Origin of the sequence: Chitinimonas sp. BJYL2 (assembly GCF_027257935.1) — a bacterium.
In the GTDB taxonomy this organism is placed as follows: domain Bacteria; phylum Pseudomonadota; class Gammaproteobacteria; order Burkholderiales; family Chitinimonadaceae; genus Chitinimonas.
This window is the reverse complement of sequence record NZ_JANZKW010000002.1, coordinates 435,392-448,395: the sequence shown is the minus strand read 5'-3', so window position 1 is coordinate 448,395 and position 13,004 is coordinate 435,392. Positions and strand designations below refer to the sequence as shown.

Sequence of the window (13,004 nt, the reverse complement as noted above, 5' to 3'; positions counted from 1 at the left end):
AGGCGAGGCCGGGCTGATTGCCGGCTCGGTGCCATCCTATCGTGCCTGCCCCAACAGGTTGCGCCGCCGTCAGTGAGCAAGTCAGCAGCCTAGGTTTACTGGAGAATCCCCCGCAATGTCTTTTGACAGCCTCGGCTTGCATGCCGAGATCCTTCGCGCCGTACTCGACTCGGGTTACACCGAGCCCACCCCCGTGCAGGCGCGCGCCATACCCGTGGTACTCAGCGGCCGTGATGTCATGGCAGGCGCCCAGACCGGCACCGGCAAGACCGCCGCATTCACGCTGCCGTTACTGCACAAGCTGCAGCCCTATGCCAATACCAGCGCAAGCCCGGCTCGCCACCCGGTTCGCGCCCTGATCCTCACCCCCACACGCGAGCTGTGTGATCAGGTTTTCGATAGCGTCATCACCTACAGCAAATACCTGCCGCTGCGTGCCACGGCCGTGTTTGGCGGCGTGGACATCAAGCCGCAGAGCGAATCGCTGCGCCGTGGTTCGGAAGTGGTGGTTGCCACGCCGGGCCGCCTGCTCGATCACGTGCAAGGCCGCTCGATTGATCTGAGCCAGGTCGAGATTCTCGTCCTTGATGAAGCCGACCGCATGCTCGACATGGGCTTCATTCTCGATATCCGCCGCATTCTCGGCCTGCTGCCCGCCCGCCGGCAGACGCTGCTGTTCTCGGCGACCTTCGCGCCCGAAATCAAAAAGCTCTCCGAAGACTTCATGCGAGACCCCGAGGTCATCGAGGTCGCCCGCCGCAACGCCGCCAATGAGTCGGTAGAGCAGCACCTGCACTCGGTCGAGATCGACAAGAAGCGTCGCGTGCTGGCCCAGTTGATCCGCCATCACGACATGAACCAGGTCATCGTGTTCACCAAGACCAAGGTGATGGCAGAGCGCCTGGCGCGCGAACTCAAGCGTGAAGGCTTTGATTGCGAAGCTATCCATGGCGATCGCACCCAGCAGAGCCGTCTGGAAACGCTTGCTGCGTTCAAGGAAGGTACGCTGAAAGTACTGGTTGCCACCGATGTGGCCGCGCGTGGGCTGGATATTTCGGAGCTGCCCTTTGTGGTCAACTTCGAGATGCCGACCAACCCCGAAGACTACGTCCACCGTATTGGCCGTACCGGTCGTGCCGGCGCCACCGGTATCGCGATCTCGCTGGTTGCGCCCGAAGAAGAAAAGTCGTTGGCGCTGGTGCGCAAGCTGCTGGGCAAGCCGATGGAAATCATCCCCGTGCCGGGTGGCGATACCCGTCCGCCGCGTGAAAGCCGTGAACCCCGTGAAGGTCGCGATGCGCGCCCGGCGCGTGAGCCCCGCGAGCCGCGCGCTCCCCAGGCTGGCCGCGAATCGCAAGATGGCCGCGAAAGCCGCCGTCGCCGCGACGATATCGAACAGATCGAAACGCCGCTGGTAGAAGGCCGCAAGACCGCTGCCGCAACGGGCAGCCGATTTGGTGCTGCGATAGCGCCATTCAATCGCGCCCGTGATGCGGCCCGTGAACTGCCGGCGCTGTTGCTCCCGCCGCGCTATACGGTGGGCGAGTAAGCTGTCGTGATGTGAATGGAAAGGGCGCTTCGGCGCCCTTTTTGCTGCCGTTCAAGCCCATAGGGTGTGGGTAGGGTGCCAGACGCCTTGCTAATTGCCCCCTACGGTTGCGGTAAGCTTGCGGGCAACTTCCGGACGACTGAACCGTATGCCAAAACACTGGCCAACCCTGCTGCACCAATCCATCCCGCTTACACGCCTTATGGGCGTGGATGCCACGGCACAGGCCGATGGCCGTATCACCATTGCCGTGCCGCTGGCACCGAATGTCAACGACAAGGGCACAGGCTTTGGCGGCAGCCTGGCCGTGGTCGCCACGCTGGCGGGCTGGGTGGAGGTGCAGCGGCAGCTCGATCTGGCCGGCTTGGGTGACAGCGTGGAAATTGTCATCCAGCGTGGCGAGACAACCTACCTGCTGCCGGTGACTGCCGACTTCTCTGCCACCGCAGACGAATTGGATACCGACGTGCTCGGGCGCTTCCTACGCCTGTTTGCCCGCAAAGGCCTGGCGAGGCTGGCACTGACGGCCAGCGTGCATTGCGAGGGCGTCCTGACGGCCCGGTTCGAGGCTGAGTACGTGGCGAAACGGGCTGAGGTGGCGGTTTAACCGCGGCGCCCCAGGGCCTTGCTGACGAAGTGTTTGGGCACGGTGGTGCGCGGCACGCGTTCTTCAAACCAGCGCTGCACATTCCAGTCCAGCGCAATGCCGTGCATGTAGTTGTAGAGCGCCTTGTTGAGCGCCTTGCCCAGGCTGTCGTGATCCACCCCGGTCGGGTCGATAAAGCCGATATCGTTACGGGCAAAATGGGCATTGGCCGGCAAAGGCACGAGCTTGACGCCGTACTCCTCCGGGTTCTGGCCCACCGGTGAATGCACGGTGCAGGCAAAGCGATGCCAGAAGCCTGATTGCATGCAGCCTGCCTCGAACATCTGTCGTACGTATTCGAGTGCGTCCACCGTGTCCTGCACGGTCTGGGTGGGGAAGCCATACATCAGGTAGGCATGCACCAGAATGCCGGCCTCGCTGAAGGCGTAGGTGACGCGCGCGACCTGTTCGACCGAAACGCCTTTCTTCATCAGCTGCAACAGGCGATCCGACGCCACTTCCAAGCCGCCCGTGACTGCAATGCAGCCGCTTTGCGCCAGCAACTGGCACAGCTCGGGTGTGAATGATTTCTCAAAGCGGATATTGCCCCACCAGGAAATCGCTACCTTGCGACGAATCAGCTCCTCGGCGAGCGCGCGCAGCATCTTGGGTGGTGCGGCTTCATCAACAAAGTGGAAACCGGTCTGGCCCGTCTCGGCAATGATGGCTTCGATGCGGTTGACCAGGGTCTCGGCCGTGGCGGTTTCATAGCGCGAGATGTAATCGAGCGACACATCGCAGAAGCTGCATTTCTTCCAGTAGCAGCCATGCGCAATCGTCAGCTTGTTCCAGCGCCCGTCGCTCCATAGCCGGTGCATGGGGTTCAGCATGTCGAGCAGCGACAGGTAATCGTGGATGGGCAGACCATCCCAGGTCGGCGTGCCCCAGTCCTCGAACGGCACATCGGGTTCGGGGAAGTTGATGTAGCGCACCTTGCCCGCATCATCGCGCACGAAGGTACGCACCAGCCGTTCTGATGAGCGCTTGCCGGCCAGATGCTCCAGCAGCGCCAGCAGCGGCCGCTCACCCGAATCCAGGGTCACAAAGTCCACGTAGTCGAACAGCCGCGATTCCCGCAGTTCGCGCAGTTCGGTATTCACATAGCCACCACCAAGACTGATACGGATGGCGGGATCGATGGCGCGAATCTGCTGGGCGATGCGTAACGCACCATATACCGAGCCGGGGAAGGGTACCGAGAGCAAAACCAGCTGCGGCTGGTGTTTGGCAATGGCCTCGCGCGTGAGCGCCTGCAAAGTTTCGTCGACCAACGAAGCCGGTGCCGTCAACGCCTCGGCCAGCGGATCGAACGTGGGCTGGCCCGATGCCAACCGCTCGGCATAGCGGACAAACTCGAAGCGCGGGTCAATGGACTCGCGTAGCACATCGGCTAAGTCGTTCAGGAACAGCGTGGCCAGATGGCGGGCACGATCCTGCGTGCCCAGCGCGCCGAATGCCCAGGCTAGTGCATCGCCGCCGTCTTCACTATCCGGGTCGACATAGGCATTGAGCGATTCGAAACGCGGACCCTCGGGCAGCAGCTGGCGGGCGGCGATGCGGTAGGCGATGGTGGGGTCGCGGCCTTGCAGGAAGGCAATGGCGGGTTCAATGGCGGCTTCGTAGCGATCGAACTCGTCGAGAAAGTCGCGTACCACCCTGACGGGCTTGCGTTTGTTGGCCGCGAGTATCTGTGCGCGCATGGCGCGCAGGCCATCGGCGGTAAACAGTCTGAGCACCAGCTTGAGCGCCAGGTCTTCCTGAACGGCCTCCACGCCGCGCGAACGCAGAAAACCCGTCAGGTAGGCGGTGGACGGGTAGGGCGTATTGAGCTGCGTCATCGGCGGGATGATCGACAGCACCTTGATGGCGGCGGCGGACATATCAGGCAAGGGTGCAGGCGTGGGGGCGCAAGATCGCAGCTTGCTCGGGGGGCGTCAAGCCGGGCAAATACGTGGGCGACGGCCGGTGGGGCTCATCCCCGGTGTGCGGCGGCACTACCCCAGATTGCCTCCATGTTCACATAGGTGGATACCTGCCGCGGATCGACCGTTTCGCGGATCGAGAACTGTTCAACGGCGGTGTCGCGCGTCATGGCGAGGCCCATCTTGTGGCCATCGGCACTGAGGATGCTCTTGACCTGAGGTGTGTTGACCTTGGCGCCGGCACGGGTGACTACGCCGATTTCACCATTGGCCAGCCGCACCAGCATGCCCGGCGGGAAGATGCCCAGCGTCTTGATGAAGTGCGAGGCTACGGTTTCGTCGAGCGACTTGCCGCGCTCCAGCAAGATGCCTTTCAGTGCCACATTGGAGGCCACGGCGGGCCGGTAAGAACGCGGCGTCACCCGCGCGCAGAACAAGTCGGCCAGCGAGAGGATGCGCGCGCCTTCGCATACTTCCTTGCCGAACAGTTTGTCCGGGTAGCCACTGCCATCAATGCATTCATGATGCTGCTCGACCGCATCCAGCCACACGGGGTCTTGAATGCCGGCTTCGCGCAGCATGTCGGCCCCCATCATCGGATGGCGTTCCAGGCGCGCTCGTTGCGCGGCGCTGAGGGGGGTCTTCTGTTCCTTGAGCTGGTCCTGGAACTCGATCATGCCGATGTTCATCGTCAATGCTGCGGAGACGATGGAACGGGTGTGGGCCTCTGTTTTTTCGAGTGATCGGCAGACCAAGGCGCAGACAATCGCGGCGTTGACCATGTGACGAACCGCGTATTTGCCCTCTTGCCTGAGCAGGATCATTGCAATGGCGACATCGCTGTCACTGGCGCAAGCCGTCATGACCTCCGTGGCCAGCTCACCGACCTTCTGCTCCAGCCAGCGACCATGGATGCCACGATCCAGCTGCGCCACCATGGCATCCAGCTTTTTGCGTGAGTTGATCAGGGCATCCAGGGTGGAGGGCGGGCGCTCATTGCGCTGGTTGTCGCGCGCCTTCGATTCGCGCCATTCCTGCCGGGTTTTCAGCAGTTCCAGCTTGGGTGCGTACAGGCCCATGGCCAGCAGCTTGTTGAGCAGGGCGTCGTTGCCGACGATCTTCCCTTTTGGAATCAGCAGCTTGCCGTCTTCGCCATACATATTCCATAGCGTCCGGTCGCCGGAGACGAGATCGTCTGCGCTTACCTTTTCCAGTTCCATCGTGTGTGCCGAGCGTGAAGTGAAGGCGATGCCGGTGGGGCCCGGGATCATGCCTGATGTCTGCAGTGTAGCGGTCGCCGGCCCTGATCACCATGCATGCTTGCCGCCCGGCACACCCGGCGGTGCCGGCTGCGTTTCATGCCAGTCAAACTGCGTGCGGTCGGATGACACTGTCTGCTCGCTCTGCGGCTCGCCTAGGCTCCGTTCGCCAGGCTCAATGGCGCCGCCTTGATGGTGTCTGCGCAGCCTTCTGACCAGGAGACAAAAAACATGACAACCCAGGCACTACCTTATTCCACTGGCTGGTGGCAGCGATGCATGAACATTCCGCTGCTGAGGGGGCTGGTAGGCGTGCTGATGGTGTTCGGCCCCATTCCCCTCACCATGCTCTTTGCACACAAACTCATTGGTAAACCCTATGCCGTGATCTGGCCCGCCTTACTCGCAGTCGGACTCTCTGCCTGGGGCTACTACCTGTTCGTTAACCGGATAGAACGCCGACCGCTGCACGAGTTCTCTTCGACCGGGGCAGGGCGCGAGTTGGGCATGGGCTTGCTGCTTGGTGCTGTGCTGGTACTGCTGACCTTGGCCGGGCTTGCCCTGACAGGGCACTACACGGTGGACGGGATGCATCCGGTGGGGGGGTATCTGTTCTTGCCACTTGCCGGACAGATACTGGTGGGTGTCAGCGAGGAGCTGGTCATGCGCGGCGTGGTGTTCCAGGTAACCGAGCGTGCTCTGGGCGTCTGGGCGGCCTTGATGGTGTCATCCCTGCTGTTTGCACTGGGGCACCTCTTTACCCCTGCGGCCTCGAATTGGGCGTTTGCAAACATGCTGGCAGTGGGGGTCCTACAGGGAGCGCTGTACCTGTATACGGGGCGGCTCTGGCTGTGCATCGGGGCGCATATCGGCTGGAACGTGATGCTGGAGCAGGGATTCTCCGCGGTGGTTTCCGGCCATGAGCAGCGTACCGGCGTGCTGTCCGGTCAGGTAACGGGTTCTCCGCTCTGGACGGGGGGTGCGTTTGGTATCGAGGCATCGGTCGTCACGCTGGTGGTCAGTCTGCTGGCAGCTGCCGTCTTTCTCCTCCTGGCACACCGGCGCGGCTATTTACGACCCGCTCATCGTCAGCCTGTCTGAGCGCTTCGGATGTAGGGCAGCAGGCTGGCCCAAGCAGCCTGTTTCAGCCCCGCATCCAGTGTGTAGGCCGGACTGGAGGAGGGGAGATCGAGCAGGGCTACCCGGCTTCCCAGTGCAAGCAGTTGCCGCCGTCCCATCCGGGCGGCGGTCTTGCCGTTGAAGGCCACAGCCTGCAGAGCGGGCAAGGTGCAAATCAGGCGGGTGAGGTCGTTGCCTACTTCGCGACGGATAGCGCCATCCAGACTGCCCTGCCGCTCTGCTTCGGCGATCACGTCCCACAGACCGATGCCATGGTGCTGCAGCTTGTCGAGCCGAGCTGGATAGGGTTGCACATGCAGGTCATCGTTCAGTAATGCACCCATCAGTCGCCAGAACTGGTTAAACCTCTGGTCAATTTGACACCTTTTGAGGGCATTCAGCTCGATTTTATGCTGGTTGGCCGGCGTCTAAGCCCTTCTTGGGCCTTGTCGGAAGCTTTGCGCGGGGGTTCACTAGTTGAACCGAGAAGCATCAAGAAGCTTTACCCAAGTCTTCTTAAACCTCTGGTCAATTTGACATCTTCATTGCTGATTTGCCCACGATGAGGCTTTACGAACACGAGGCCACATCATCAGCGACGGTACTCTTACTGTCTGATCCAGTTCTTAGTGAATATCAGCTCGGATTTCAGCGGCTAGCGGATTTAATGATATTGTGCGCATGCCTTGATAGATCGGTATCAGGGGTATGTCACAGGATGTCAAGCCATCCGGCCATGCCGGGCAAACTTGACCACTGAACTTGGAATCTCAGCCTCATGGTTGTCTCTAGGTAACTGTACGACATTGCTAACACGCGTGGCTACGCGACCTCGTGTCGCAAGATGGTGATGAGTTATCACTCGGTTAAGCCGGGGAGGGTGGTAAAGATTGCCACGGTCTTATCCCTCCTCGGTTTTGCTACTGAAATTGCTAGCACATGCTTGATACACCTACTTGGTTTCGTCAACGCCGTTACTTGCATTTCGATGAGCCGCTGAGCCTTCAAAAGGCGATGGCGCTGGTTACTAATCCAAATGCAGTGGCGACTCATGCTTTTTGGCCATTGATTCGTTTCAATGTACATACCACCAAAATCAAGCAGAACAAGACCACTGGACATCTGGACTGGCACCATAAGGATCGAGAGATCTCTTACGCCGCCCATAGTGACTCACTTATCTTTGGTTTTTATGCGGAGAGAATTGGCGCGTTATATGAATTACATCTTGCAAAGCAAGGTCTTGCAGACTGTGTGCTCGCTTTCCGTTCGTTAGGTAAGAACAACATCAACTTTGCGAAGTCAGCATTTGATGAGATTAGTGTTCGTGGTAACTGTGTTGCAGTTGCTCTAGATGTGACGAAGTTTTTCGATACGATTGACCACGCCCAACTTAAGCTTCGTTGGAAGCAGTTGCTTGGGATCTCAGAACTCCCTTCTGATCACTTTGCGGTTTACAAGGCATTGACCAAGTTTGCATATGTTGATCGAGATGAAGTCTTCGGTGCTCTGGGGATTTCCGTTCATAACCCTCGGGGAAACGGCAAATACCGTCTTTGCAGCCCTACTAACTTCCGGGGGCAAGTTCGGGACGCAAAACTGATCAAAACGAACCCGAACAAATGCGGCATTCCACAGGGAACGGCAATCAGTGCTCTGCTCTCCAATGTGTATATGCTGGAATTTGATGCTGTGGCTAATGCGTTCGCAACAGCCCATGGCGGTAAGTACATGCGGTACTGTGACGACATTCTGTTTGTCATGCCTGTAGAACTTGCCAGTGAGACCGAGAGTTTCTGTATTTCTGAGATAGGGAAATTAGAACTAAAAATTAATCCAGACAAAACCGATACCTGTGTTTTTACAAAAAATGGGGCTTCCCTTGTTTGTAATAAACCTTTGCAATACCTTGGTTTTCTTTTCGATGGACAGCAAACTATTATTCGCTCTGCTGCATTCGCTAAGTTCTCAAACCATATGAAGCGTGGTGTCAGTTTGGCCAAGCAGACGATGCGGAGCAGGAACAAGGCAAAAATCGCTAACGGAGCCGATGAGAAAACGCTATACCGGCGAAAGTTGCTGTCCAGATATTCACACCTTGGGAGTCGAAATTTCCTGCGATATGGATATAAAGCGGCCAAGGTAATGAACTCAAAGGCAATTAGGCGCCAGTTGCGGCCTCTTTGGGGGCGTCTACAGCGAGCCATAGAGAAGTAGCCCAAAGTATTTGTGAGAAGCTATATATGAATTTCACTTATTGAACCGAGAAGTATCAAGAAGCTTTACCCAAGTCTTCTTAAACCTCTGGTCAATTTGACACCTTTTGAGGGTATTCAGCTCAAATTTATGCTGGTTTGCCGGCGTCTAAGCCCTTCTTGGGCCTTGCCGGAATCTTCGGCTGGATTTCACCAATTGAATCGATAAGTGTCATGAAGCGCTGCCTGGGCCTTCTGAATTGCTGGCAAATTTGATATTTCTACAAGATGCCTGCGCGCGGATCAGTTTGATTTTGTATGGTAGTTTTACATATCGTCGGCAATCACTCCTAACTTCTAAACAAACAAAACTATGCATATATGGAACTCGGCAAATACATGGGACGAATTGGCAGGTGGGCTCATGCTATTGCGTGGCTTCCCGACGCGTGCCAGCGAACAGATAGTTACAATAAGTTCTCCGACCGATCGCTTCCCGGTGAACATGCCACTGTGTGTACAGTTGGAGATAGACAACTGGTTTGAAGCTAAATTCGGTGTGCGATTTCGACAACGTTCACTTTTTTGTACGGGTTCGATCGAAGTCGCGCGCGGATATACGCATATGGTAGGAGAGGTAAGAACTCTACGCGCAGTGGAAGACTTCTGCTTTTGTTGGAGTCCACTGTGTGACGACCTCTATGGTGCATATGAAACCTCAAGTCATAACGAGTCGATAGGGGAGCTACTCAGCCGTCTGCAATTTAGGTGCGACGACCTTATTTCTGCGATCCGTTCTCAGAATGAAATCATGTTGGTTTGCAGCAGAGTTCAAGCAATACGCCAGCCGGGAATTGATGAATGAAAGTGCAATATGGTTATATCCATTTCGAGTAAAACTTCTTTATCGCCTAGCGCTCTCTCATTAATTAGAAGGTTGGGAATTGACACAATTGACGGTCGGTATCGCGCTGATGAAAATATCGGAAATTCGTTTGGAGGAACTACTTTCTCAGGAACGGATGTTAGTACAGGGCAGCGAGTATTTTTTAAATACCTCATCTGTCCTCGAGGCGAGGGAGAGCGAGCAAAGTTTTTGATGGAACGAGATGCCCTTGTAAGAACTAGACAGTTTCCTGGGGAGGGGGTTGCCCCGGAAGTTCTGCACTTTGAGCAATTTGACGAATTGCAATCGATGGTATTAGTAACCGAGTGGGTTGACGGTGAATTGTTATCTGATTGGCTCGCACGTGCTCACACGCTAGATGTGGAGAAACGCCTTGAAGTTTTTCATCGCATTGCAGTTGCAATGTCCAAGGCCACGTTGTCTTTTCAACACCGAGACTTTCATCCTGGGAACATAATACTGTTGCCAGAAGATCAGGTACATATGGGGCCTACGGTCGGGTTCCGCGACTCTAGGTCGGCAGTAATGGTACTTGATTGGGGGGAGGCGCTTCCTGTGATTATGGGGAGCTATGACGATGAACCCGATCACAACTTCGTAATGCTCTCTCAAGCGCCACGTATGATCGTGGGAGCTATTACTAGTCTTCCCCCTGAGGTTTTTAAGCCTTGGCAACACAATCGCTATTTTGGGGGCACATATGAGAGTTGGGGGCTCGGCATGCTTCTTTACAGAGTTCTCTCATTACAGAACCCGGTTACGTTCGCTAGCTTGGGTGAATACGCATCAGAGGTTTATAGTGGCGCACTGAAAAGTCGCTTAATGGAACGTGCGAACGAACTGCGAGAATTAAGCATACCGGGCGGACTAATTCTACCTCGGCTCTTCGAGTGGGCAGTCAATGAAGAGCCGGAATCACGACCATCGATATCACAGATTGGCCGTGTCATGTGGGACGTTCGCTATGAGTCATTGAGTCTTGTGGAATCCAGGCTGCTCGATCAGTATTTTGCCAACCCAAATGAATATGAACCCGAAGGTGGGTGGCGGTACTCCAGTATTCCGGATTATGACTAAGTTTTATTGGGGAAACAGATTGTCTGGGTTACGTGGATGGGCATTGACATGGGCTGAGGATAATTCCATTTTTTTTGATTTGTTAAAAGCGTAAAGTAAGGTTCAAATATTGAACGAGAAAGCATCAGGGGGCTTTACTCAAGTCTTCTTCTGCGGATGCGCATAGTATTGCGTGGCTGCCAGCGAGGCCTCGCCCGGCAGGCTACCCAGGATCAATACCCGGGTCTGCGCATTCACCACGGGCGGGAAACAGCGCTTGCGTTCATTCATGCTGCATGGGCTGCGTGAGCGGGTTCGAACAGTGCCAACTGGCGGCTGGCAGATTTGTCTTCGTCTTCATAACGAAACCCCACCCCCAGCAGGCGTACGGGTTTGCGTTGCCGCTCCCAGCCCTGCTGCAGCAATCGCAGCCAGACTTCGGTATCCGGCTTGGCACACAGGCATTCCACCGTTGTGTGGGTAAAGTCGTTGAAGCGCAGTTTGATGAACGTTTTATGGGGTTGCCCGGCATCCGGATCGCGCTGCTGTCGGCGTTGCAGATCGTCAATCAGCGGGCTGAGCGCTTGCGCGCAGGCCGCCAGGTCAGCCAGGTCGTGGACGTAGGTGGTCTCCACCGATAATGAGCGACGCGGATAATCGTTGCGCACCGGTCGATCGTCGATACCACGGCACAGCGCGTGCAAGCGTTCGCCAAACTTGCCGAAGTGGCGTACCAGCTCGGTCAGCGGCCAGCTGCGCAGGTCGGCACAGGTTTGCGCCCCCAGTTGATTGAGTTTGGCGGCGGTGACCTGACCGACGCCGAAGAGCTTGCCCACAGGCAGCGCGGCGACAAAGGCGTCGATCTCGGGTGGCCGCACGACAAACAGGCCGTCGGGCTTGTTCCAGTCGCTGGCGATTTTGGCGACGAACTTGTTGGGCGCAATGCCGGCCGACGCCGTAATGCCGACTTCGGCCTTGATCCGCGCCCGTATGGCTTCGGCCATCAGCGTGGCACTGCCCTGATGGTGCGGGGAATCAGTGACATCCAGATAGGCTTCATCCAGCGACAGGGGTTCGATGAGGGCAGTAAAGTCGCTGTAGATGGCATGAATCTGCCTGGATGCGGCGCGATAAGCCTCAAAGCGTGGTGGCAACAGAATCAGGCCGGGGCAGCGTCGCAATGCCTGGCCTGAGGCCATGGCAGAGCGAACACCGTAGCGGCGAGCCTCGTAATTGCAGGTGGCAATCACGCCGCGTGTTTCAGGTCGCCCGCCCACGGCAACCGGCTTGCCGTGCAAGCTGGGGTTGTCGCGTGTTTCGACGGCGGCATAGAAGCAGTCGCAATCAATGTGGATGATCTTGCGCTGGCGTTCGCGCACGGCAGGCCCGATGAAACGAATGGAGAACGTTCGTATTCTCCATGCTTTGGGCGGTGTTACCAAGTACCAAGGTGAGACAGGCGGCAATCAGTGGTTACTTTGCCGCGCCCGCACCATCTTGATCAGCCGGTCAAACAGGGTCTGATCTTGTTCATTCTTGAGCAAGGCACCGGCCATGGGGGGCAGGCCTGTCGGGTTTTGCAGCTGCTCTGGGGTAATGCCCTCGGCCAGCAGCAGCTTGAGCCAGTCCACCAGCTCGGAGGTGGAGGGCTTTTTCTTGAGGCCGGGCAGCTCGCGTACCGCGTAAAACAGTTCCAGTGCCTCGGCAAGCAAGTTCTCATGCAGGCCGGGGTAGTGCACATCCACGATCTGCCGCATGGTGTCGCGGTCCGGGAAACGGATGTAATGGAAGAAACAACGGCGCAGGAAGGCGTCGGGCAGTTCCTTCTCATTATTGCTGGTGATGATGATGACGGGCCGATGCTTGGCGGCAATCGTTTGGCGCGTTTCGTACACATCGAAAGCCATACGGTCGAGTTCGCGCAGCAGATCGTTGGGGAATTCGATATCGGCCTTGTCGATCTCGTCGATCAGCAGGACGGCGCGCTGCTCGCTTTCGAAGGCTTCCCATAGCTTGCCGCGCACGATGTAGTTGCCGATGTCGCGAACGCGCTCGTCGCCGAGCTGACCATCGCGCAAGCGAGCCACCGCATCGTATTCGTACAGACCATGCTGGGCTTTGGTAGTGGATTTCACATGCCAGCTAATCAGCGGTGCGCCCAGACTTTGCGCAACCTGTTCGGCCAGCAGGGTCTTGCCGGTGCCGGGCTCGCCCTTGATCAGCAGTGGTCGTTCAAGCGTGATGGCGGCGTTGACTGCCAGCATCAGGTCTGGCGTGGCGATGTAGTGATCGGTGCCGGTGAAGCGAGGAGAGGAGGACATGCGGGGCATCCTTGATAGATGCCCGATTTT

The 13,004-nt window shown here is 57.4% G+C and carries 11 protein-coding genes; 5 read left to right on the top strand and 6 right to left on the bottom strand.

All coding sequences use genetic code 11. From position 1 onward, the window contains the following. Positions 1-115 precede the first annotated feature (115 nt). On the top strand, positions 116-1,549 hold the full coding sequence (locus O9X62_RS07650; protein ID WP_269532211.1) for a DEAD/DEAH box helicase: 1,434 nt from the start codon (positions 116-118) through the stop codon (positions 1,547-1,549). 148 nt (positions 1,550-1,697) lie between these two features. Beyond that, positions 1,698-2,156, top strand: coding sequence for a YiiD C-terminal domain-containing protein (locus tag O9X62_RS07645; protein ID WP_269532210.1), 459 nt, complete (start codon positions 1,698-1,700; stop codon positions 2,154-2,156). Here the strand turns inward: O9X62_RS07645 and O9X62_RS07640 are convergent. Next, on the bottom strand, positions 2,153-4,075 hold the full coding sequence (locus O9X62_RS07640) for a radical SAM protein (protein WP_269532209.1): 1,923 nt from the start codon (positions 4,073-4,075) through the stop codon (positions 2,153-2,155). The two genes, O9X62_RS07645 and O9X62_RS07640, sit on opposite strands and share 4 nt — an antisense overlap. A 92-nt stretch (positions 4,076-4,167) precedes the next feature. Further along, complete coding sequence (locus tag O9X62_RS07635) at positions 4,168-5,388, bottom strand: HD-GYP domain-containing protein (protein ID WP_269532208.1); 1,221 nt, start codon at positions 5,386-5,388, stop codon at positions 4,168-4,170. 267 nt (positions 5,389-5,655) lie between these two features. On the opposite strand from O9X62_RS07635, the gene O9X62_RS07630 reads away from it, so the two are divergent. Further along, complete coding sequence (locus tag O9X62_RS07630; RefSeq protein WP_269532207.1) at positions 5,656-6,477, top strand: CPBP family intramembrane glutamic endopeptidase; 822 nt, start codon at positions 5,656-5,658, stop codon at positions 6,475-6,477. Here O9X62_RS07630 and O9X62_RS07625 read toward each other — a convergent pair. Continuing rightward, a complete protein-coding gene (locus tag O9X62_RS07625) occupies positions 6,465-6,872 on the bottom strand; it encodes a DNA-deoxyinosine glycosylase (protein ID WP_269532652.1) in 408 nt (135 codons plus the stop codon). The genes O9X62_RS07630 and O9X62_RS07625 overlap by 13 nt on opposite strands. 562 nt (positions 6,873-7,434) lie before the next feature. Between O9X62_RS07625 and drt2 the strand changes: the two genes are divergently transcribed. Then, a complete protein-coding gene (gene drt2 / locus O9X62_RS07620; RefSeq protein WP_269532206.1) occupies positions 7,435-8,712 on the top strand; it encodes an antiviral reverse transcriptase Drt2 in 1,278 nt (425 codons plus the stop codon). Positions 8,713-9,564: 852 nt separating this feature from the next. Further along, positions 9,565-10,674 carry a hypothetical protein gene (locus O9X62_RS07615; protein WP_269532205.1) on the top strand — a complete coding sequence of 370 codons (1,110 nt, stop codon included), beginning with the start codon at positions 9,565-9,567 and terminating at the stop codon, positions 10,672-10,674. Between the two features lie 138 nt (positions 10,675-10,812). Here the strand turns inward: O9X62_RS07615 and O9X62_RS07610 are convergent, their stop codons facing one another. From O9X62_RS07610 to O9X62_RS07600, 3 genes are all read right to left on the bottom strand, one after another. Then, positions 10,813-10,944, bottom strand: a complete 132-nt coding sequence (locus O9X62_RS07610) for a hypothetical protein (RefSeq protein WP_308446442.1) — start codon at positions 10,942-10,944, stop codon at positions 10,813-10,815. Beyond that, entirely contained in the window at positions 10,941-12,032 is a 1,092-nt protein-coding gene (gene dinB / locus O9X62_RS07605; protein WP_269532204.1) for a DNA polymerase IV, read from the bottom strand. The genes O9X62_RS07610 and dinB overlap by 4 nt, the downstream gene beginning before the upstream one ends. 87 nt (positions 12,033-12,119) lie before the next feature. Continuing rightward, positions 12,120-12,974, bottom strand: coding sequence for a MoxR family ATPase (locus O9X62_RS07600; protein ID WP_308446441.1), 855 nt, complete (start codon positions 12,972-12,974; stop codon positions 12,120-12,122). Positions 12,975-13,004: the final 30 nt, after the last annotated feature.